The following is a 21,141-nucleotide window of genomic DNA, read 5'->3' on the forward strand; positions in this document are numbered from 1 at the left end:
CGGCGGTGCCCTCTCGACGGGGCGGGTCAGTCGGGAAGGGTCCGGAGCAGCTCGACGAGCGCTGCCTCGCCCGGCAGGTCGGGGCGCACGGTGACGCCCTCCGCCGCGTAGTAGAAGGCGGCGTCGACGAGCGCGGCATCCACCCCGCGCAGCCGGGCGAACGCCACGGCATACGCCCCGAGCTGCAGCGCGCGGACCCGGGCGTCCCGGCCGCTGGGACGGGCGCCGGTCTTCCAGTCGACGACGGTCCACCCGCCGTCGTCGCGCGGGAAGACCGCGTCGACGCGGCCCCGGACGGCGATCCCGTCGAGAACGGTCTCGATCGACAGCTCCACCTCGTCGGGCCTGCGGTCGGCCCACTCGCTGTCGAGGAAGCGCTGCTTCATGGCGTCGAGGTCGGCGTCGTCGGCGGCACCCTCGTCGGCGCTGCCCGGCAGGTCGAAGAGGTCGACGATCGCCGCGCGGGCGTAGTGCTCCTCGACCCACGCGTGGAACGCGGTGCCCTGCCGCGCCGCGACCGCGGGAGCGCTGGGCATCGGGCGTCGCAACGACATCGCGAACGCCTCGGCGTCGCGGGCGAGCGACACCACCGCGGACGCGGAGAGGTGCCGTGGCACGTCGACCACCGGCTCGCCGCGCGACCGACGCGCGGCCTGTTCCGCCAGCAGCAGCCGCAGGTCGTCGACTCGTGGGTCCCCTTGCGGCACCGTCGGGCCCGCCTCGACGAGCGCAGCGACGCGACGGTGCGCCTCGAGCAGACCCGCGCGCCGTTCGCCCATCGGGTCGTGGGGCCAGAGCTGCGAGACGGGCACGGCGAGGTGGGGGTTGGAGGGCGCCGACGCCTTGCCCTTGGCGTCGACCACCGGCTCGGGGTCGGGCGCCCACACCGTGCGCCGCACCGTGTGGGGCAGCGCGGCCTCCACCTCGCTGAGGAAGCGTGACGGCACGGAGAGCGTCTTCTTGGACGCGCCCCACAGGTGGGTCGTCAGCAGCATGGCGGTGCGCGCCCGGGTCAGCGCCACGTAGGCGAGCCGGCGCTCCTCGGCCACGGCGTGCCGGCCGCCGTCGCGCACGAACGCCTCGATGGCGACGCTCAGGGCCTTGCGGTCCGCCACGCCGCGCCAGTCGAGGTGCGGCAGCCCCGCCCGGTCGCCGCGCAGGTCGTAGGGCAGCGAGTCGAGCCCGACGAGCCAGCCCTTGTCCTTGACCTCACCGGCGCAGGCGTAGGCGGGTGGGTCGCTGTCGGCGACGGGCGCCACGGCGGTCGCGCCGTGGGCCGGGAAGACACCCTCGACGAGGGTCGGCACCGCCACGACGTCCCACTCGAGGCCCTTGGCGGCGTGGACGGTGAGCACCTGGACCGCGTCGGCATCCGACTCGACGTGGCCTGCGTCGAGCCCGCGCTCCTGGTCGCGCGCGGCGTCGAGCCAGCTGAGGAAGCCCGAGAGGGTGGGGCGGTCGGCGCTCGTCGCGTACCGCGCGGCGACGTCCGCGAAGGCATCGAGGTGCACGCGCGCGGTCGAGGCCGTGTGCTCGGCGCGCGAGAGCACCTCGACGTCGAGGCCGATGGCGACCTCGGCCTCGGCCACGAGGTCGACGAGGGGCAGCGCCGTCAGCCGGCGCAGTCGCCGCACGACCTCACCCAGGCCGTGCAGGCGGGCCAGCGCCTCGTCGCCGATGCTCGCGCCGTCACGGCCCACCCAGCCCGGCCGCGGGAGGTCGTCGAGGGCCTCGACGAGGGTCGCCGTGTCTGCGCTGTCGGCCGCGAGGTCGCAGCCGCGCCGGTCGGACGACGCGTCGGCCGTCACCAACTCCGAGTCACCCGCCGCAGCACCGTCGCGATCGCCGTCACCGTCGCGGTCGCGGTCGCGGTCACCGTCGCCGGTGGCGCTCGACCCCGCGCTGGCCGTGCCCGTCGGGGGCGTGCCCACGTCCGCGGGCGCCGGGCCACCGTCGCCGGCCGAGCTCGCCCCCGCCGCCCCCGCCACCCCGGCCGCGGCCGCACGGGTGACGCGCGTGTGCAGCTCGCGCGCCCAGGCCCAGAGGCCGGCGAGGTCGGCCGCGCCGAGGCGCACGACCGGCCCGGTGAGCAGGCGCATCAGCTGGTCGCCGCGCGTCGGGTCCTGGACCACCCAGAGCGCCGCGACGAGGTCGCTCACCTCCGGCGTGACGAGCAGGCCGCCCAGCCCGACGACCTCGACCGGCAGCCCCTGCCGGCGCAGCGCCTCGAGCACGAGCGGGAAGCTCGAGCGACGCCGGCACAGCACCGCCGCGCTGCGGCCCGTGCGGCGGCCGCTCGGGCTGAACCAGTGCCCGGCCACCCATGCGGCGAGGTGGTCGGCCTCCGCCTCGGCGGTGTCGAGCCGCGCCGTCTCGATCGTCCCCTCGCCCGCACCGGGCCGGGACCGGAGCGGCACGACGTGCTCGGTGGCGAGCGGCGCGGCGACGACGTTCGCGGCCTCGAGGACGAGCCGGTCGTTGCGCCAGCTCGTCGACAGCGGCAGCACGTCCGCCGGGCCCTCGTCGCCCGCGAACTCGGTCGGGAAGCGCAGCAGTGTGGTCGCGCTCGCCCCGCGCCAGCCGTAGATGGACTGGTTGGGGTCGCCGACCGCCGTCAACGCGACCCCCGGGTGGTGGAAGAGCGAGCGCAGCAGCTCGAGCTGGGCCTCCGAGGTGTCCTGGAACTCGTCGAGCAGCACGGCGCGGAACCGCTCGCGCTCGATGTCCCCCACCGCCGGCACCGCACGGGTGAGGCGCGCCGCGATCGCCATCTGGTCGGCGAAGTCGAGCGACTCACGCTCCCGCTTGAGGGCGAGGAAGGCCTCGACGATGGGCAGCACGGTGCGACGCTCGCGCAGCACGGCCACGGCCTCGCGCGCGGCGGTGAGCGAGCCGCGCCCCTCGCCGTCGGGCAGGGTCTCTAGACGGTCGAGCACGGCGTCCAGGTGCGCAGCCACCTCTCCGGGCGTGCGCACGTGCTCGGCCATCTCACCGGCGAGCGCCATGACGGCCTGGATGACCGTCGCCTCGCTCTTGACGACGTCGTCCATCGGGCCGTCCCAACGCGAGACGGCCTCGGCCGCCAGCTGCCACGCCCCGGCCTCCGTGAGGACCCGGAACTCCGGCTCGATGCCGACGCGCAGGGCGTGCTCGCGCACGAGGCGGCCGGCATACGCGTGGTAGGTCGAGACGGTCGGCGTCCCGCCCAGCACCTCGGCGCCCGTGCCGTCGTCCGCGGGCGGCGTCCAGATGCCGGCGCGCTCGAGCCCCCGCAGGCGCTTGGCGATGCGCTGGGACAGCTCGGCCGCGGCCTTGCGCGTGAAGGTGAGGCCGAGCACCTGGTCGGGGTCGACGAGGCCGTTCGCGACGAGCCAGACGACGCGGGCGGCCATCGTCTCGGTCTTGCCCGAGCCCGCCCCCGCGACGACGAGGAGCGGACGGGCGCCGGCCTCGATGACGGCGGCCTGCTCGTCGGTGGGCGGCGGCATCTCGAGCGCCACCGCGATGTCGAGGGCGCTGTGCTTCGGGGGCGACCCCGGCGCCGCCGGCGACTCCCCGGCGGCGGCCCGCGCGACGCCGACGGTCCCGGTGCTCACAGCGCGTCCCCCTCGGGCTGGACGGGGCACGACGAGCGCACCGGGCACGTCTCGCACGCCTTGCCCTGCGAGGCCCGGAACTGCGCGCCGCCCATTCCCTCGGCCGTCTGCTCGACCAGGGCGCGGGCCCAGCCGGGGTCGTCGCTGCGGGCGAGCGGCGGCTGCGGCAGGACGCCCGGCTTGAGCCCGGAGAGGCCGCCCTTGCCGATGAAGACGAGCGCGGCACCCGCGCTGCGATCGCCGAGGCCGGCGAAGCCACCCTCCTCGACCGCGACCTGGTAGGCGCCGAGCTGGCCGTGCTCCGCGAGCTCGGCCCGCGTCGGCTTGCTCTTGCCGGTCTTGAGGTCGACGATGCGCAGCCCGCCCTCGGCGTCGCGCTCGATGCGGTCGACGCGCCCTGCCACGACGGCGCGCCCCACCTCGACGCGGAAGGGGGTCTCGATGCCCACGGGCTCCCACTCCCCCGCGCTCCCGTCGCGGTAGGCCGCGAAGCGGGCCACCATGTCGTGCGCCTCCCCGCGGGTGCGCTCGGTGACCCACCCGGGGCGCAGCCCGAGCCGGCCCCAGCGCTCGTCGACCTCCCGGCGGAGCACCTCGAGCGGAGCGTCGGGCAGCTCGGCCACGATGTCGTGCACGAAGGTGCCGACCGACGCGGCGCCGAGCGAGACGCCCTCGCCGCCGACCGAGGTGAGGAACCAGCGCAGCCCGCACTCCGAGAAGTAGGTGACCTTCGACGGCGACACGGGCACGGGCTCGTCGGGGCGGCGCACCGGCCGGTCGCTCGTCACCGGACGCAGGGCCCACCACGTCGCGGGATCGGCTCCGCGCACGCCGGCGCGGGCGGCCGCGGCGAGCAGGTTGAGGGCGGGCTCGGCCACGCCGGGGTCGGGGCTCACGACCTCGCGGCGCAGCTCGCCGACGAGTCCCGGCAGCGTCATCGTGCGCGCCACCTCGGCGTGGGGGCGCACCTCGTCGGCGAGACGGGTCGTCGCGGGCGGGTCGACGAGGTCGAGGTAGACCGAGGGCTGCTCGTCCTCGTTGCCGACCGCGGTGACGAGGAGCCGCTCCGTCGCCCGGGTGACGGCGACGAGGAAGAGCCGGGTCTCGTCGTAGCGCACCGCGGCCTGCGCGGCGCGGAAGCCGAGGGGGCGCCGGGCCACGACGTCGACGAGGTCCTCGGAGCCGAGCACCGAGCCGCGCAGCCGCAGGTCGGGCCACACGCCCTCCTGCACACCGGCGACGACGACGAGCCGCCACTGCCGGCCGGCCGCGGTCTGGGGCGTGAGCAGGGCGACCCGCCCACCGGACTGGCCACCGACGAGCAGGGTGTCACCCGGCACGTCCTGCCCCTGGATGTGCTCGAGGAACTTGTCGGGGCCCGCCGTCGGCAGCCGGTCGACGAAGGCGCCCGCGGCGTCGAACAGCGCGAGGACGGCGTCGAGGTCGCGGTCGGCCCGCTCGCCCGAGGTGCCGCCCGCGAGCGCCTGACGACGCCACCCCTCGGCCACGCCGGCGCCCTCCCAGATCGCCCACAGCACGGACTCGGCCGTGACGCCGCGCGCCCACCTCCCGTCGTCGGCGACGCGGGCCGCGGCCACGCCGGCCGCGAGCGCTGCGGCGACCCGGGCGGCCGGACGGGCCGTGGTGCCGAGCAGCGCGGCGCGTGCGGGGTGCTGCAGGAGCTCCGCCAGCAGCTCGTCGCTGGATCGCCCACCGCCCGAGGCGAGCTCGTCCTGTCGCAGCGACCGCCGGAGCCGGCGCAGCGCCACGGTGTCGGAGCCGCCGACGGGTGACAGGACGAGGTCGGTCGCGCGCACGGGATCGAGCACGTGGACCTCGCCGCGGTGCTCGGCGCGCGCGACGGCGATGGCCTCCTCGAGCAGCACGAGGAGCGGTCGCACCGCGCTCTCGTCGCGCACGGGCGCCTCCGCCGAGCCCGCCTCCACCGGCACGCCGGCCTGGCCGAGCAGGCGCCGCATCGTGTCGGCGCGGGCCGAGCCGCGCACCACGACGGCCATGTCGGTCCACGGCAGGCCCTCGACGAGGTGCGCGCGACGCAGCACGGCCGCCACGTGCGCCGTCTCCTGCGTGGCCGACCGCAGCAGCGCGACCTCGACCGAGCCCCGCGTCGCCGCCGGGACGAACCGGCGCTGCTCGCCGCCGCCCAAGGCACCGATGCGCCGCGAGACCCGGTCGGCGACGCCGGCGAGCGCCGCCCCGAAGCGGTGCCCGCGGTCGAGCACGACAGTCTCGCTGGCGTCGCTGTCGTCGAGCAGGTCGAAGAGGCCACCGGCGAGCCGGGGGTCGCGGCCCGCCGTCGCCAGCTCCGTCCAGCCGTCGGCGAGGAAGCGGGGGTCGGCGCCGCGGAAGGTCTGCACGGCGGCGTCGGGGTCACCGAGCAGCACGATGCGCGGACCGCCGGGCCGCGCGACGACGCGCAGCAGGCGTGCGGCGGCGGAGGTCAGCTCCTGGGCGTCGTCCACGACGACGAGGCGGATGCGGTCGTGGAGCCGGTCGAGCGCCGTGGGGTCGTCGTCGAGCAGCTCGGCGACGGCGGTCAGCACCCAGGCCGGGTCGTAGGACCCGTGACGGCTGAACGCGGTGACCTGGTCGTACTCGCGCAGCACGTGGGCGGCCGCGGCCCACTCCGGCCGGGAGTGCTCCACGGCCAGCCGGTCGAGCTCGTCGGGGCCCTGCCCCAGCTCGACCGCCCGCATCAGCAGGTCGCGCAGCTCGTTGCGGAAGCCGCGCGTCGTCAGCGCCTCGTGCAGCCCCACCGGCCACGCCGGCCCGGGCACGTCGCCGGCGGCGTGCCCGGCGAGCAGGTCGCGCAGGATGACGTCCTGCTCGGGGCCGTTGAGCAGCCGTGGTGGCGGGTCACCCCGGAGCGCGGCCTCGGCCCGGAGCACCCCGAAGCCGAACGCCTGCCACGTCCGGGCGAGCGACTCCGTCGAGGTGCCGCCGAGGCGGGCGGTGACCTCCTGGCGCAGGCGGGCGGCCGCGCTGCGGCTGGACGTGAGCACGAGGCACGCGTCGGCGCGCAGCCCCTGGCGCCGCACCGCGTCGACGACGAGCTCGACGGCCAGGGTCGAGGTGCCCGTGCCCGGGCCACCGAGCACGCGCAGCACGCGCGCCCGGGAGTCGAGGGCGGCCTGCTGGCGCTCGTCGAGCCGCACCGTCGCCGGGGCGAGGGCAGGGGCGCGACGCAGGATGACCACCCCCGGATTCCATCACGCCCTGCCGACACCCGCCGACACCCGCCGACACCCGCCGACACCCGCGCCTGCTCCCCGGCCGCGACGGAAAAGGGGTGGGGCGCCGGAGTCCGGCGTGGCTACGGTGCTGCTGCCCCCAGCCGCTGCGTCCCGAGGACCTGCCGATGCACCACCTGTGAGACCCCTCGACCGCTGAACCGTCGCACGGCGCCCGCGCGCCGTGCTCCTTCTGCCTTCGAACTCCTCACAGGAAACCGGTGCCTCTCCGTGCCCACTCACTGGGCCGTCGTGCCCACCTGCCTGCCCAGGGTCGTCCGCCGGTGCCACGCGTGCACCGGGGATCGCTTCCGCACGACCGGCAAGTTCCGCGTCAACGCCAACCACAAGCTCCTCGACGCCTGGCTCCTCGCGCTCTGCGAGAGGTGCGGCGACACGACCAGGCTGACGGTCTTCGAGCGGACCCACGTCCGCTCCGTCGGGCACGAGCTGCTCGACCGCCTGCACGACAACGACCCCCGTCTCGCGGCGGAGGTGCTGCAGGACGGGACCGTCCGGCGGCGCAACCGCATCGCTCTCGACTGGGACGGTGCCTGGCGGCTCGACACCGGCCCGCCGCAGCACCGCGATCCCGCCGCCTGCGTCGACGTGCGGGTGCGCTTCACCGCACGCATCCCCGTGCGGCCGGTGCGGCTCGTCGCCGAGGGCCTCACGCTCCCCCGGGCCGAGGTGGTGCGCCTGCTCGACGCGGGCGACCTCGTGCCGTCGGTCCCGCTGCGCGCCCGGCGCGCGAGCGACTTCGCCTTCACGTGGAGGCGGTGAGCACGGGCCTCGGGCCCAGCCCCGCCGGGAGCCCGCGGGCGCGCGTCGGGCCCGGGACGGCATACCTGCTCGTCCCGGGCCCGATCGGCGTGCTCAGCTCACGACAGGTCGAAGCGGTCGGCCTCCATGACCTTCGTCCACGCGGCGACGAAGTCGTGGACGAACTTCTCCGTCGCGTCGGAGCTCGCGTACACCTCGGAGAGCGCACGCAGCTGAGAGTTCGAGCCGAAGACGAGGTCGACTGGTGTCGCGGTCCACCGCAGCTCGCCCGACTTCACGTCGCGGATGTCGTAGACGTTCTCCTCGGTGGCCGACGCCTTCCACTGCGTGCCCGCGGACAGCAGGTTGGTGAAGAAGTCGTTGGTCAGCACGCCGGGACGGTCGGTGAGCACGCCGTGCGCCGTGCCGCCGACGTTGGTGCCGAGGGCACGCAGGCCGCCCACGAGCACCGTCATCTCGGGGGCCGAGAGGCCGAGCATGTATGCCCGGTCGACGAGGAGCGTCTCCGGCTGCAGCTTGACGCCCTCCCGCAGGTAGTTGCGGAAGCCGTCGGCGCGCGGCTCGAGCACGGCGAAGGACTCGACGTCGGTCTGCTCCTGGGTGGCGTCGGTGCGCCCGGCGTGGAACGGCACCGTGACGGGCACGCCGGCGTCGCCCGCGGCCTTCTCGACGGCGGCCGAGCCGGCGAGCACGATGAGGTCCGCGAGGGACACCTGGGCGCCACCGGCGGCGTTGAAGTCACGCTGGACGCCCTCGAGCGTCTCCAGCACGGATGCCAGCTGCTCGGGCTGGTTGACCGTCCAGCCGCGCTGCGGCTCGAGGCGGATGCGGGCGCCGTTGGCTCCACCGCGCTTGTCGGTGGAGCGGAACGTCGCGGCCGAGGCCCACGCCGTGGAGACGAGCTGGCTCACCGACAGGCCGGAGGCGAGCACCTTCTCCTTGAGCGTCGCGACGTCGGCGTCGGAGACGAGCTGACCCTCCACGGGCGGCACCGGGTCCTGCCACAGCTGCGGCTCCGGCACCCACGGGCCGAGGTAGCGCGAGACCGGGCCCATGTCGCGGTGGAGCAGCTTGTACCAGGCCTTGGCGAAGGCCAGCGCGAACTCGTCGGGGTGCTCGAGGAAGCGGCGCGAGATCTTCTCGTACTCCGGGTCGAACCGGAGCGCGAGGTCGCTCGTCAGCATCGTCGGCCGGCGCTTCGGCGATTCCGGCGTCGGGCCGGGGATGACGGCCTCGGCGTCCTTGGCCACCCACTGGTGGGCGCCGGCCGGGCTCTTCTCCAGCTCCCACTCGTGCGCGAAGAGGAACTCGAAGTAGTCGTTGCTCCAGCGGACCGGGGTGCGGGTCCACGTCACCTCGAGGCCGGAGGTGATGGCGTCCGCGCCCTTGCCGGAACCGAACTCGCTCTTCCAACCGAGGCCCTGCTGCTCGAGCGGGGCGGCCTCGGGCTCGCGACCGACGAGGTCGGGGTCGCCGGCGCCGTGGGTCTTGCCGAAGGTGTGGCCGCCGGCGATGAGGGCGACGGTCTCCTCGTCGTTCATCGCCATGCGGGCGAACGTGTCGCGGATGTCGCGCGCCGAGGCGACGGGGTCGGGGTTGCCGTTGGGGCCCTCGGGGTTGACGTAGATGAGCCCCATCTGGACGGCACCGAGCACCTCGTCGAGCTCACGCTCGCCCGCATACCGCTCGTCGCCCAGCCAGGTGTCCTCCGGCCCCCAGAAGATCTCCTCCGGCTCCCACACGTCACGGCGGCCGAAGCCGAAGCCGAACGTCTCGAAGCCCATGTCCTCGAGCGCGACGTTGCCGGCGAGGACGAGCAGGTCGGCCCACGAGATCTTCTGGCCGTACTTCTGCTTGACCGGCCACAGCAGGCGGCGGGCCTTGTCGAGGTTGGCGTTGTCGGGCCAGCTGTTGAGGGGGGCGAAGCGCTGGGCGCCGTCGCCCGCGCCGCCACGGCCGTCGTAGATGCGGTACGTGCCGGCCGCGTGCCAGCTCAGGCGGATGAAGAGGCCGCCGTAGTGGCCGAAGTCGGCGGGCCACCAGTCCTGGGAGTCGTGCAGCACGTCGACGACGTCCTGCTTGAGGGCGTCGAGGTCGAGCTGGGAGAACGCCGCGGCGTAGTCGAAGTCGGCGCCGAGCGGGTTGCTCCGCGGCGAGTGGGCGCGCAGCACCGTGAGGTCGAGCGAGTCCGGCCACCAGTCCTTGAGGCCGTGCGGGCGACCGCCGGACTTGGGGGTGGGCGCGTCGATCGCCGGGTTCTCGCTCTCGCTGCCGCTCGCGGTCGCGGAGTCGTGCATGACCGGGCAGCCGCCCTCGGCCTTGCGGTCCACCCCCTGCGGGCTCTCGGGTGCGACGTCGTTCGGGCTGTCGGTCATGGATGGGTCCTTCCGGGTGTCACTCGGGGTCAGGTACGGGTCGGTCGGTTCGGTGGGGTGTCGGGGCCGGTGCGGCCGGAGGTTCGTCGAGGCGGTCGAGGGCGCTCCGGCAGGCCGGGCAGGTGCCCCAGTAGGTCACCTCGGCCTCGTCGATCACGAAGCCACCGTTGTCGGATGCCGTGAGGCAGGGGGCGTCGCCGACCGCGCAGTCGACGTCGGCGATGGCGCCGCAGGAACGGCACACGACGTGGTGGTGGTTGTCGCCGACGCGCACCTCGTAGCGGGCGACGGAGCCGGTCGGCTGGATGCGGCGCACCAGCCCGGCGTCGGTGAGGGCCCGCAGCACGTCGTAGACGGCCTGGTGCGACACGTCGCCCGCCACCGCCCGCACCCGGCGGATCACCGTGTCGGTGTCGGTGTGCGGGTGGTCGTGGAGCACGGAGAGCACGGCCACGCGCTGGCGCGTCACCCGCAGGCCGGAGCCGCGCAGCGCCGTCTCCAGGTCCGTACCGCTCATGCCGCGAGTCTTCCGATCTTTCTGGAACAAATCAAGTCTTGTGGGTGGACTCGCCGGGACCGTGGGCCGACGGGTCCACCTGCCGGAGCGGGGTCTCGCCTCGTACGATGCGAGGAGACGGCCTGGGACGGGGGTGGCCGCGTCGGGGTCGGGCCGGCCGCCCGACGGACCGCCTCGAGCGCAGCACTCCGGGGGCAGCGATGGCACGAGCGAAGCGCACCGGCGTCCCGACGTGGGACCAGCTGGCGACGTGGGCCTGGCCGAGCCGGCCCTCCCGGTGGGGCGAGGTCCCGGCCCGTCTGCGGCCCACCCTGGCCACCGTGCTGCGCCTCACGGCCGCGGCCGTCGTGGCCTACCTGCTCTCCCAGGCGGTCACGGGCGGCACCCGCGACCTCACCGGCCCGCTGACGGCGCTGCTCGTCGTCCAGGCCTCGGCCTACTCGACGATCAAGATGGGCACGGTGCGCGTGGGTGCCGTCCTGTGCGGCATCCTCGTGGCCACCCTGCTCTCCACCTGGAGCGGCCTCACGTGGTGGAGCCTGGCCGCCGCCATCGCCGCCTCGCTGCTCCTCGCGAAGGTGCTCCGGCTCGGCGACCAAGCGCTCGAGACGCCGATCAGCGCGATGCTCATCCTCGGCGTCAGCAACCACGACATCGCGTCCGAGACGCGCATCGTCAACACGCTCGTCGGCGCCGCCGTCGGGGTCGCCTTCAACCTGCTCTACCCGCCCGCCATGCCGATCGCGGCGGCCCGCCAGGCGTTGCTGCGCGTCTCGGAGGCCGCCGCCTCCGCCCTCGGCGCGGCGGCCGGCGCGCTCGCGTCGGGGCCGGTGAGCCGACGCGAGGTGGGCGAGTGGATCGACCGCGTGCGATCGGCGAACCGCGAGGTGGCCCGGGCCACCGAGGCCATCGGGCGCCTCGACGACAGTCGCCGCTTCAACCCGCGCGCGCTGGGCACGCCCGACGTCGGGCCGGTGCTCTCCTCGGCCCTCGACACCTTCGAGCACTGCCTGCTCGCCATCCGGGCGCTCTTCGCGGTGCTCCTCGCCGAGCTGCCTCCCCGGGACGCGCCCGACGACCCGTACGGCGACGAGCTGCGCCAGGCGTTCGGGGTCGTCCTGACCGACACGGCCGACTGCGTGCGGGCGTTCGCCGGGCTCGTGCTCGCCGAGGCGGACGGGCGCGAGGAGGACACCGAGCAGGCGCTCGCGCAGAGCCTCGACATCCTGCGCGAGACGCAGGCCATCCTCACCGAGCTCATCCTCGTGCGCACCCGCGAGGACGCGTCGTCGTGGCTGCTGCGGGGCTCCATCCTCGCCGCCGTCGAGCAGGTGCTCGCACGGCTCGACCTCGAGGACCGCGCCCGCGTGCACGAGCAGTGGAAGGAGCAGCAGCGCCGTCGCCGGCTCGCCCAGCTCCCGCGGATCGTCGACGACGTACTCCTGCACCCCGACCGCCCGTACCCCCGAGGGGTCGAGCGCGGGCGCGCCCGCCGTTCGGACCGTCGGGCCGGTCGTCGGGCCCGGGGTCGTGCCTAGCGCGCGGCCGCCGGCTCCTCGGCGACCAGCTCCACCTCGAACCCCTCCCCGCTCTCGAGGTAGGCGGCGTAGTGCTTCGGACCACCGGCATACGGGTGCGTGTCGGGGAACATCAGGGTCCACCCGCCGGCGCCGCAGGCGTCGACGAGCGCGTCGACCTCGGCCCGCGAACCACCATGGAAGGCAAGGTGGTTCAGCCCTGCGCGCGTGCGCTCGTGACGGCCCGCGACGACGTCCGGGCCGGCCTCGACGACCACGTAGAGCGAGCCGAGCTCCCAGGCCTGGCCGTGCCCCCAGTCGTCGCCCAGGTGGTAGCCGAGCCGGGCGAGCAGCCAGCCCCACTCGCGCTTGGCGGCCGTGATGTCGTCGACCCAGATCTCCACGTGGTGGAGCCCACCCCGCCGTGCCGGACCACCCCCGCCGGTCACCCCGCCGGTCACCCCGCCTGGTGCGGACGTCGCCGGGCTCCCGCCGAAGTCCCAGCGCGCGCGGGACATGTCGGCACGGCCGCCGTCGACGAGCCCGCGCACCATGGGCGTGCCCTCGGCCCGCCAGTGCTCGAGCGCCTCGTCCTCGAGGCCTTGCGGCGGGCGTCCGTCCGACCGGATGACGCGCCACCAGGGCACCTCGGAGCCGTAGCGGCTCATCACCGTTCCGACCGTGCGCGGACCCATGCCGCCCAGGTGGCCGGCGATGTCGCCGTAGGCAAGCACCCTCCCCTCGGGGATCGTCGCGACGAGGTCGAGCACCCGCCCGGCGTGGTCCTCCAGCGGCACGGCGGTCCTCTCAGTACTCGGGCTGGCTCGGGTCGACCTCCCGCAGGTACGCGAGTATGCCGCCCTCGACGTTCGCGACGTCGGTGAGGCCCGCGCGCAGGGCCAGTCGCGTCGCCTCCGCCGAGCGTCCGCCCACCTTGCAGTGGATGAGCACCCTTCTGTCCGTGGGCAGCTCGTCGAACGCCTCGCCGGAGCGGAAGCGGTCGAGGTGGATGGCCACCGCGCCGGGGATCGACGCGATGGAGCGCTCCTCCTCGCCGCGGACGTCGACGAGCAGGGGCGGCTGCGGGGCCGCGAGCTCGTCGACCATCTCGAGGACGGTGACGCTCGGCAGGTCCCCCTCGTGGGCGGCCCCGGCGCCGGGGACGCCGCAGAACTCGACGTAGTCGACGAGCTCCGTGACGGTCGGGTCGTCCCCGCAGACCGGGCACTGCGGGTCGGCGCGGACGGTGAGCGAGTCCCAGGTCTGGCGGAGCGCGTCGTGCACCATGAGGCGCCCGACGAGCGGCTCACCGATCCCGAGGAGGAGCTTGATCGCCTCCGTCGACTGGATCGACCCGATGGCCGCGCACAGCACGCCGAGCACGCCGCCCTCCGCACAGCTCGGCACCGAGCCGGGAGGCGGCGGGTCGGGGAAGACGCAGCGGTAGCAGGGCCCGTGGCCGGCCCACCAGACCGACACCTGCCCGTCGAAGCGGAGGATCGAGCCCCAGACGTGCGGCTTGCCGAGCAGGACGCACGCGTCGTTGACGAGGTAGCGCGTCGGGAAGTTGTCGGTGCCGTCGACGACGAGGTCGTAGCCGGCGAGGATCTCGAGCGCGTTGGAGGAGTCGAGCGCCACGTCGTGACGGACGACCTCGACGTGCGGGTTGACGCGGTGGACGGCGGCCTCGGCTGACTCGGTCTTGGGGCGACCGATGTCGACGTCGGAGTGGATCACCTGGCGGTGCAGGTTCGTCAGGTCGACGACGTCGGCGTCGACCACGCCGATGGTGCCGACGCCGGCCGCGGCGAGGTAGAGCAGGGCCGGCGAGCCGAGCCCGCCCGCTCCGACGACGAGCACGCGGGCCGCGGCCAGACGCTCCTGCCCCTCGCGCCCGACGTCGGGCAGCAGCACGTGGCGGGCGTAGCGCGTCGTCTCGGCCTTCCCCAGCGCCCGACCCGTCTTGACCAGCGGATCCGTCGACATGTCCTCACCGTACTGCTCGGTATGGTGAGGTGGACACGGTCGTCGGCGGGTGGACGGCTGGACCGCACGAGCACCACGCCCACGCTTCGAAGAGGAACCGCATGGCAGAGCAGACCAACCCGACGGCCCGCGGCCAGCGGCTGCCCCGATCCGAGCGGCGCGCACAGCTGCTCGACGCGGCCCTCGGCGTCTTCGTCGAGAACGGCTACCACGCGGCGGCCATGGACGACATCGCCGGCCGCGCCGGGGTGTCGAAACCCGTGCTCTACCAGCACTTCCCCGGCAAGCTCGAGCTCTACCTCGCCCTCATCGACCAGCACACGGGCGAGCTCGAGCAGCTCGTGCGCGACGCCCTCGCCCTCTCCGACAACAAGGCGCGCATCAACACGATGACGCGCGCCTACTTCGACTTCGTCGGCCAGGAGGGCGCCGCGTTCCGGCTCATCTTCGAGTCCGACCTCGCCAATGAGCCGGAGGTGCGCCGTCGTCTCGACCAGATCGACCTGACCTGCGCCGAGGCGATGGCCGAGATCATCCGCAGCGAGACCTCCATGGAGCAGGAGGAAGCAGTGCTCGTCGGCGTCGCCTTCGTCGGTCTCGCCCAGACCTCGGCCCGGCACTGGCTGACCCACGAGGCGACGGTGTCCAAGGAGACGGCCGTGCGCATCACGGCCGCGCTCATCCGCCGTGGGTTCGGCGCCTTCCCCCTCGTCGGTCGCGCCGACCACGGGGAGAACGAGCGGCCGGGAGACCCCGCGCGGGAATCGGTCGGCAGCGACGCTGGTTAAGGTGACGACGGGCGCGGTCGACCGCGTCCACCCCGAACGCAGAAAGCAGGTTTGACGTGGAGGTCCGCATCGGCGTGCAGAACGTGGCACGCGAGATCACGTTCGAGACGACGCAGTCCACCGACGAGATCTTCGCCGCCGTCAAGACGGCGCTCGGAGCCGACGTCCTCGAGCTGACCGACGACAAGGGCGGCCGCATCATCGTGCCGTCCGCCTCGATCGGTTACGTCACGACGGGCGCGGAGCGCAAGGGCGGCGTCGGCTTCGGCGCCAGCTGACGACGAGCAGGGCGCTGCCGCAACGGCATCCGTCCTGCACGGCACGAGGGTCGCCGGCCTGCGAGGTCGGCGACCCTCGTGCGTCTCGGGTCGGGTGTGCGCCGGGAGGCCCTGACGGGTACGACCCTGCCGAGAGCGTCACGGGGCCACCGCGACGCCGTCACCCGCGAGGCGGGACCTGAAGGAGGACGCGTTCCAGATGCTCACCACCATCCTCATGGCACTCGTGGCCGGGGCGGTCGTCGGACCGCTCGCGCGGCTGGTGCTGCCGGGCCGGCAGAGCATGGGTGTCGTGCTGACGATCGTGCTCGGCGCCGTCGGGTCCCTCCTCGGAGCGCTCATCTACTACAAGGCGACCGGCGTGCAGGACACGGACGGCATCGACTGGGTCTCCGGGCTCATCGGGGTCGTCGTGGCGGCAGCGCTCATCGTCGGCTACGGGATGATCACGGGCAACCGCCAGACCCGCTGAGCCGACGCGTCGATCGCCGTAGAGACCGCCTCGCGAGAAATCACCACCACCACATCCACCACTCCCGCCACACACGGTGGGACATTGATCTCGTTGCACGAGACGTCCGCACCCGCGGACCCAGCGGTCACCCTCCGTGACCAGAAGGAGCTGTGACACATGATCGGAACCATCATCGGGGCCATCGTCGCCGGCCTCATCATCGGCGCCCTCGGCCGGCTCATCCTGCCGGGCAAGCAGAACATCTCCATCGTCATGACCATCGTCATCGGCATCATCGCCTCGCTCGTGGCCACGCTGATCCTCGGCGGCATCTTCGGCTACGGCAACGACAACGGCGGTGTGCGCTGGTGGTACTGGATCGTCAGCGCCATCCTCGCGGCCGTCGGGATCGTGGGCTACGGCCGCATCTCGAAGAAGTCGGTCTGACCGACACCGCACCACCCGTAACGTCGAAGGGCCCGACCGCCACGGTCGGGCCCTTCCGCGTGCCCCCGCCGATGCCGTGCCGCGGATGCGCCCCGGCCCGACGGCTCGGCCCGACTGCTCAGCCCGACTGCTCAGGCCGCCTGCTCAGGCCGACAGCCCGAGCCGCTCCATGCGGCGGGAGTGCTCGTCGGTGAGGCGGGCGAACATCCGGCCGAGCTCCGCGAGGTCGGCGCCCGCCCGGCCCGGTGCGCCGACGAGGATGCTGGCGAGCGCATCGCGCTCGACGCCGACGCGCTGCGCCTGGGTGATCGCCTCCCCCACGAGCCGTCGCCCCCAGAGGGCGAGCCGGCCGGCGAGGCGTGGCTCGGCCGCGATCGCCTCGCGCACCACCGTCACCGCGAAGTCGGCCTGGCCGGTGTCCTCGAGCACGCTGACGACGAGGGCCCGGGTGTCGTCGTCGACGTACCGCGAGATCTCGCGGTAGAAGTCCTGCGCGATGCCCTCGCCGACGTAGGCCTTGACGAGGCCCTCGAGGAAGTCGGAGGCGGTCGTGCGCTCGTGGAAGGCGTCGATGGCGGGCACGAAGGGCTCCATGGCCGTCTCGGGCGCCACGCCGAGGCCCTGGAGCCGTTCGGTGAGCACGGAGTAGTTCTTCAGCTCGTGCGCGGCGAGCACCGCGATGGCGGACTTGTGGCGCAGGCTCGGGGCGAGGTCCGCGTCCTTGGCGAGCTGGGAGAAGGCGCGCAGCTCGCCGTAGGCGAGCGCGCCGAGCAGGTCGGTGACGGCGGCGAGGTAGCCCGGCTCGTCGCCCGAGCCCCGGCGAAGGTGGTCGTCGGCCGCGGCGGTCACGTCATCGCTCATGGCCCCAATCTAGTGACGGAGTTCGGGTCGGCGGCCACCTTGCCGGTAGACTGTGGAGGACAACCCGGTGCCCGGTCGGCCCGATGGTTTTTCCAGATGGTGCTCGCGGACTCCCCGCGCACCGGTGGAGCCCACGCTCACGCGAGAGCCCCCCACCGTCCTGACAGTCTCCGATCGGCCCGTCACGCCACTGAGCTCCCGCCCTCCGGGGTGCTCGTGCCGATCGAGAGATGCCCATGACCCAGCCTTCCGAGACCTCCGCCCAGGCGGAGGCCACGACCACCGCCGCCCTCGACACGCCCGACGTGCCGGAGAACCCGGACGTCGCCGTGACCGGCGGCGCCGCCGCCGAGCCGGTCGCGCCCGACCTGACCTTCGCCGACTTCGACGTCCACCCCGAGATCGTCGCCTCGCTCGCCGCCGCGGGCATCACCACGCCGTTCCCGATCCAGGCCATGACGCTGCCCGTCGCCCTCGGCGGCCACGACATCATCGGCCAGGCCAAGACCGGCACCGGCAAGACGCTCGGCTTCGGCGTGCCGATGCTCAACCGCGTCGTGGCCCCCGGCGACGAGGGCTTCGACGGCCTGGCGCGTCCGGGCAAGCCGCAGGCCCTCGCCGTGGCGCCCACCCGCGAGCTCGCCGTGCAGGTGGCGGGCGACCTCGAGCGCGCCGGCCGCGGTCGCGGCATCCGCGTGCTGACCGTCTACGGCGGCCGCGCGTACGAGCCCCAGATCGAGGCGCTCCGCACCGGTGTCGAGGTCGTCGTGGGCACGCCCGGTCGACTCATCGACCTGGCCAAGCAGGGCCACCTCGACCTGTCGCAGGCCCGCACCGTCGTGCTCGACGAGGCCGACGAGATGCTCGACCTCGGCTTCCTGCCCGACGTCGAGACGCTGATGTCGCTGACGCCCGCGTCGCGCCAGACGATGCTCTTCTCGGCCACCATGCCGGGCGCCATCGTCGCGCTGGCCCGTCGCTACATGTCCCAGCCGACGCACATCCGCGCCATGGGCGACGAGAACGAGAACGCGCACACCGTCAAGGCCGTCGAGCAGTTCGTCTACCGCGCGCACGCCATGGACAAGGTCGAGATGCTCTCGCGCATGCTGCAGGCCAACGGCCGCGGCCTGACGATCATCTTCAGCCGCACGAAGCGCACGGCGGCCAAGGTCGCCGACGAGCTCGTCGAGCGCGGCTTCGCTGCCGCCGCGATCCACGGCGACCTCGGCCAGGGCGCCCGCGAGCAGGCGCTGCGTGCCTTCCGCAACGGCAAGGTCGACATCCTCGTCGCCACCGACGTCGCGGCCCGCGGCATCGACGTCGAGAACGTCACGCACGTCATCAACTACCAGTGCCCCGAGGACGAGAAGACCTACCTGCACCGCATCGGTCGCACGGCCCGCGCCGGCAACACCGGCGTGGCCGTCACCTTCGTCGACTGGGACGACCTGCACCGCTGGACCCTCATCAACAAGACGCTCGACCTCGGCATCCCCGAGCCGCAGGAGACCTACTCCAGCTCCGACCACCTCTACACCGACCTCGACATCCCCACCGACGCCAAGGGCCGCCTGCGCCGCTCGCAGCAGAAGCTCGCGGGCCTCGCCGCGGAGGAGATCGAGGACCTCGGCGAGACCGGCAAGCGCCACGGCAAGGCGGGCGCCGGCGCCGGGTCCGGCCGCGGCGACCGAGGCGACCGCGGGCGCACGCGCTCCGACCGTGGCCGTGGCGGCTCGGACGGCGCCGCGGCGTCGGCCGACGCGGGCGAGGGGTCGACGCCTGAGAGCGGCGAGGGGCGTCCGCGCCGCAACCGCAACCGCCGCCGCACCCGTGGCAGCGGTGCGGCCGCCGCCGGTGCTGCCGGCTCGGCGGAGTCGACCGGGGGCGACGAGTCTTCGGCCGCCGCGCAGGACACCGCCGGCGAGGGTGGCTCGCGCCGCCCGCGCCGCCGCCGTCGGGGCGGCTCCGGACGCGAGGGCGCGACGGCGTCCACCACGACCGCGGCCGAGTGACGTCCGCGGCGTCCCGCACCGACCAGGGATGCCGCCCACCGAGCACTCAGCACTGCGACACCACAGGACCCGGGTCCCGGCACACAGCCGGGGCCCGGGTCCTGTTCCGTCCCGCCACGCCGTCGGAGGGGCGCCGCCCCCGGGCGAGGGGAATCGTCCTCGTCGACGTCGAGCGCGTCTCGGACTCCTGCGGCTACGCGGTGCCCCTCATGAGCCACGACGGGGACCGTGACCGGCTGACGCACCGACCGAGCTCGGACACACGGACGGCCGGGCCCCTGCTGGGACCCGGCCGCACGCATACGCCCCGTGCGGGGCGTCGTGATCAGGCGCTGATCGTCGCGGTGTCGATGACGAAGCGGTAGCGCACGTCGCCGGCGACGACGCGGTCGTAGGCCGCGTCGACCTCGTCGGCCGAGATCGTCTCGATGCTCGCCCCGATGCCGTGCTCGGCGCAGAACGCGAGCATCTCGGCGGTGGCGGGGATGCCGCCGATGTTCGAGCCGGCCACGACGCGGCTGCCCCCGACCACGGCGCCGGGCGCGAAGTCGTAGTTGTTCGTGGGGAGCCCGACGTTGGCGATGACCCCGAGCGGGCGCAGCAGGCCGATGTAGGTCTGCATCGGCAGGTCGGCGCTCACCGTGTTGATGATGAGGTCGAAGCTGCCCTTGAGGCTCTTCAGCACACCCTCGTCACCGGTGGCGTGGTAGGCCGTGGCACCGAGGGCGAGGCCGTCCTCCTTCTTGGCGTCGCTGCGGCTCAGCACGCTGACCTCGGCGCCGAGCGCGACCGCGAGCTTGACGGCCATGTGGCCGAGACCGCCGAGGCCGATGACGGCGACCTTCTTGCCCGGCCCGGCGCCCCAGCGCTTGAGCGGCGACCACACGGTGATGCCGGCGCAGAGCAGGGGGGCGGCGACGTCGAGCTCGATGCCGTCCGGGATGCCGACGGCGAAGCGCTCGCTGACGACGACCTGCTGGGCGTAGCCGCCCTTGGTCGGCTCGCCGTCGTAGCCCTTGCCGTTGTAGGTCATGACGGCGCCCTTGGAGCAGAACTGCTCCTCGCCGTCCTTGCAGAACTCGCACTCACCGCACGAGTCGACCATGCAGCCGACGCCGACGCGGTCGCCGACCTTGTACTTCGTCACGCCGTCACCGACGGCCGAGACGACACCGGCGATCTCGTGCCCCGGGACCATGGGGAAGATGGCGCTGCCCCACTCCTCGCGGACCTGGTGGATGTCGCTGTGGCAGATGCCGGCGAACTTGATGTCGATGAGGACGTCGTCGTCTCGCAGGTCGCGGTGCTCGACGGTGCGGGCCTCGAAGGCGGCTCCGGCGCTCGGCGCGACCAGTGCAGGGGTGGAAATCAAGGGGGTGTCTCCTTCGTGGTGGGTGGCGACGCTCTCAGGTCCAGCGCCGACCTCACGAGGTTCATTCCCGCCCCGGGCCCCCGGGCGAACGGTGGGAGACTCCTCACATCCTCGCGAGCAGGGCCGCGGCGACCTCGCGGTAGGCCTGCGCCCCCTTGGAGGTGCGGGCGGTCGCGAGCACCGAGCGGCCCACCGCGGGCGCCTCGGCGAAACGCACCGTCTTGGGGATCGGGGGCTCGAGCACGGGCAGCTCGTAGCGCTCGCCGACGTCCGCGAGCACCTCGCGCGCGTGGTTGCTGCGACCGTCGAAGAGGGTCGGCAGGATCCCCCACACCTCGAGGTCGCGGTTGAGGATCCGCTGCACGTCGGCGACCGTGTCGAGCAGCTGCCCGACGCCGCGGTGGCTCAGCATCTCGCAGGGCATCGGCACGACGAGCCCGTCGGCGGCCGTCAGCGCGTTGAGGGTGAGCACGCCCAGGCTCGGTGAGCAGTCGAGCAGCACGACGTCGTATGCCGTCTCGAGGCCTTCCAGCGCCGTGCGTAGCACGTACTCGCGGCCGGGGCGGGCCAGCAGCATCGCCTCCGCCGCGGCGAGGTCGATGGTCGAGGGCACGAGGTCGACCCCGTCGTCACAGGCCACGACGACCTCCTCGAGGCCGACCCCGGCGGTCAGCACGTCGTGGACCGAGCGCTCCACCGTGTCGGGGTCGACGCCGAGCGAGAAGGTGAGGCAGGCCTGCGGGTCGAGGTCGACGAGCAGCACCCGGCGGCCCTGCTCGGCGAAGGCCGCGCCGAGGCTGGCGACGGACGTCGTCTTCGCGACACCCCCCTTCTGGTTCGCCAGCGCGAGGACGGTGGGGCCGGTCGTGCGCCGGCTCGAGGGGGTGCGGCTCGCCATGGC

General features: G+C 74.1%; 16 protein-coding genes. 7 read left to right on the forward strand and 9 right to left on the reverse strand.

Features of this window, described 5'->3' with window-relative positions:
- Positions 1–26 precede the first annotated feature (26 nt).
- Entirely contained in the window at positions 27–3,596 is a 3,570-nt protein-coding gene (locus ABT295_RS07485; protein ID WP_352393761.1) for an ATP-dependent helicase, read from the reverse strand.
- Positions 3,593–6,814: an ATP-dependent helicase gene (locus tag ABT295_RS07490; protein WP_352393762.1), complete on the reverse strand. Its 3,222-nt coding sequence runs from the start codon at positions 6,812–6,814 to the stop codon at positions 3,593–3,595. The genes ABT295_RS07485 and ABT295_RS07490 overlap by 4 nt, the downstream gene beginning before the upstream one ends.
- A gap of 264 nt (positions 6,815–7,078) precedes the next feature.
- Between ABT295_RS07490 and ABT295_RS07495 the strand changes: the two genes are divergently transcribed.
- Positions 7,079–7,630 (forward strand): DUF1062 domain-containing protein, encoded by a 552-nt coding sequence (locus tag ABT295_RS07495; protein ID WP_352393763.1) that lies wholly within the window; start codon positions 7,079–7,081, stop codon positions 7,628–7,630.
- A 98-nt stretch (positions 7,631–7,728) separates the two neighbouring features.
- Here ABT295_RS07495 and katG read toward each other — a convergent pair whose 3' ends face one another.
- Complete coding sequence (gene katG / locus ABT295_RS07500; RefSeq protein ID WP_352393764.1) at positions 7,729–10,005, reverse strand: catalase/peroxidase HPI; 2,277 nt, start codon at positions 10,003–10,005, stop codon at positions 7,729–7,731.
- Positions 10,006–10,024: 19 nt separating this feature from the next.
- Positions 10,025–10,522, reverse strand: coding sequence for a Fur family transcriptional regulator (locus tag ABT295_RS07505; protein WP_352393765.1), 498 nt, complete (start codon positions 10,520–10,522; stop codon positions 10,025–10,027).
- Positions 10,523–10,722: 200 nt separating this feature from the next.
- Here ABT295_RS07505 and ABT295_RS07510 point away from each other — a divergent pair, with 200 nt between their 5' ends.
- Complete coding sequence (locus tag ABT295_RS07510) at positions 10,723–12,060, forward strand: FUSC family protein (protein ID WP_352393766.1); 1,338 nt, start codon at positions 10,723–10,725, stop codon at positions 12,058–12,060.
- Here the strand turns inward: ABT295_RS07510 and ABT295_RS07515 are convergent.
- Both ABT295_RS07515 and moeB read right to left on the reverse strand, forming a co-directional pair.
- The gene (locus tag ABT295_RS07515; RefSeq protein ID WP_352393767.1) at positions 12,057–12,836 is read right to left on the reverse strand and encodes an MGMT family protein; all 780 of its coding nucleotides are present in this window, start codon (positions 12,834–12,836) and stop codon (positions 12,057–12,059) included. The genes ABT295_RS07510 and ABT295_RS07515 overlap by 4 nt on opposite strands.
- 10 nt (positions 12,837–12,846) lie before the next feature.
- Positions 12,847–14,025 (reverse strand): molybdopterin-synthase adenylyltransferase MoeB, encoded by a 1,179-nt coding sequence (moeB, locus tag ABT295_RS07520; RefSeq protein WP_352393768.1) that lies wholly within the window; start codon positions 14,023–14,025, stop codon positions 12,847–12,849.
- 101 nt (positions 14,026–14,126) lie between these two features.
- Between moeB and ABT295_RS07525 the strand changes: the two genes are divergently transcribed.
- The 4 genes from ABT295_RS07525 (at position 14,127) to ABT295_RS07540 (ending at position 15,992) form a co-directional block, all read left to right on the forward strand.
- Positions 14,127–14,813 carry a TetR/AcrR family transcriptional regulator gene (locus ABT295_RS07525; RefSeq protein ID WP_352393769.1) on the forward strand — a complete coding sequence of 229 codons (687 nt, stop codon included), beginning with the start codon at positions 14,127–14,129 and terminating at the stop codon, positions 14,811–14,813.
- Between the two features lie 56 nt (positions 14,814–14,869).
- The gene (locus ABT295_RS07530) at positions 14,870–15,091 is read left to right on the forward strand and encodes a DUF3107 domain-containing protein (protein ID WP_345507465.1); all 222 of its coding nucleotides are present in this window, start codon (positions 14,870–14,872) and stop codon (positions 15,089–15,091) included.
- A 199-nt stretch (positions 15,092–15,290) separates the two neighbouring features.
- Positions 15,291–15,563, forward strand: coding sequence for a GlsB/YeaQ/YmgE family stress response membrane protein (locus ABT295_RS07535; protein WP_352393770.1), 273 nt, complete (start codon positions 15,291–15,293; stop codon positions 15,561–15,563).
- Between the two features lie 159 nt (positions 15,564–15,722).
- Positions 15,723–15,992: a GlsB/YeaQ/YmgE family stress response membrane protein gene (locus ABT295_RS07540; protein WP_352393771.1), complete on the forward strand. Its 270-nt coding sequence runs from the start codon at positions 15,723–15,725 to the stop codon at positions 15,990–15,992.
- Between the two features lie 144 nt (positions 15,993–16,136).
- On the opposite strand, the gene ABT295_RS07545 is transcribed toward ABT295_RS07540, so the two are convergent.
- Complete coding sequence (locus ABT295_RS07545) at positions 16,137–16,853, reverse strand: ferritin-like fold-containing protein (RefSeq protein WP_352393772.1); 717 nt, start codon at positions 16,851–16,853, stop codon at positions 16,137–16,139.
- Between the two features lie 236 nt (positions 16,854–17,089).
- On the opposite strand from ABT295_RS07545, the gene ABT295_RS07550 reads away from it, so the two are divergent.
- The gene (locus tag ABT295_RS07550; protein ID WP_352393773.1) at positions 17,090–18,868 is read left to right on the forward strand and encodes a DEAD/DEAH box helicase; all 1,779 of its coding nucleotides are present in this window, start codon (positions 17,090–17,092) and stop codon (positions 18,866–18,868) included.
- 325 nt (positions 18,869–19,193) lie between these two features.
- On the opposite strand, the gene ABT295_RS07555 is transcribed toward ABT295_RS07550, so the two are convergent.
- Positions 19,194–20,240, reverse strand: coding sequence for an NAD(P)-dependent alcohol dehydrogenase (locus ABT295_RS07555; RefSeq protein WP_352393774.1), 1,047 nt, complete (start codon positions 20,238–20,240; stop codon positions 19,194–19,196).
- A 103-nt stretch (positions 20,241–20,343) separates the two neighbouring features.
- Complete coding sequence (locus ABT295_RS07560; RefSeq protein WP_352393775.1) at positions 20,344–21,138, reverse strand: ParA family protein; 795 nt, start codon at positions 21,136–21,138, stop codon at positions 20,344–20,346.
- Between the last annotated feature and the right edge of the window lie 3 nt (positions 21,139–21,141).

It is taken from the genome of Terrabacter sp. NPDC000476 (genome assembly GCF_040300125.1).
In the GTDB taxonomy this organism is placed as follows: domain Bacteria; phylum Actinomycetota; class Actinomycetes; order Actinomycetales; family Dermatophilaceae; genus Terrabacter.

Excerpts from the sequence above, each read along its gene's own strand:
- ABT295_RS07525 (WP_352393769.1), top strand. The coding sequence starts at position 14,127 with ATGGCAGAGCAGACCAACCCGACGGCCCGCGGCCAGCGGCTGCCCCGA.
- ABT295_RS07545 (WP_352393772.1), bottom strand. The coding sequence starts at position 16,853 with ATGAGCGATGACGTGACCGCCGCGGCCGACGACCACCTTCGCCGGGGC.
- ABT295_RS07535 (WP_352393770.1), top strand. The coding sequence starts at position 15,291 with ATGCTCACCACCATCCTCATGGCACTCGTGGCCGGGGCGGTCGTCGGA.
- ABT295_RS07510 (WP_352393766.1), top strand. The coding sequence starts at position 10,723 with ATGGCACGAGCGAAGCGCACCGGCGTCCCGACGTGGGACCAGCTGGCG.
- moeB (WP_352393768.1), bottom strand. The coding sequence starts at position 14,025 with ATGTCGACGGATCCGCTGGTCAAGACGGGTCGGGCGCTGGGGAAGGCC.
- katG (WP_352393764.1), bottom strand. The coding sequence starts at position 10,005 with ATGACCGACAGCCCGAACGACGTCGCACCCGAGAGCCCGCAGGGGGTG.
- ABT295_RS07550 (WP_352393773.1), top strand. The coding sequence starts at position 17,090 with ATGACCCAGCCTTCCGAGACCTCCGCCCAGGCGGAGGCCACGACCACC.
- ABT295_RS07505 (WP_352393765.1), bottom strand. The coding sequence starts at position 10,522 with ATGAGCGGTACGGACCTGGAGACGGCGCTGCGCGGCTCCGGCCTGCGG.
- ABT295_RS07560 (WP_352393775.1), bottom strand. The coding sequence starts at position 21,138 with ATGGCGAGCCGCACCCCCTCGAGCCGGCGCACGACCGGCCCCACCGTC.
- ABT295_RS07540 (WP_352393771.1), top strand. The coding sequence starts at position 15,723 with ATGATCGGAACCATCATCGGGGCCATCGTCGCCGGCCTCATCATCGGC.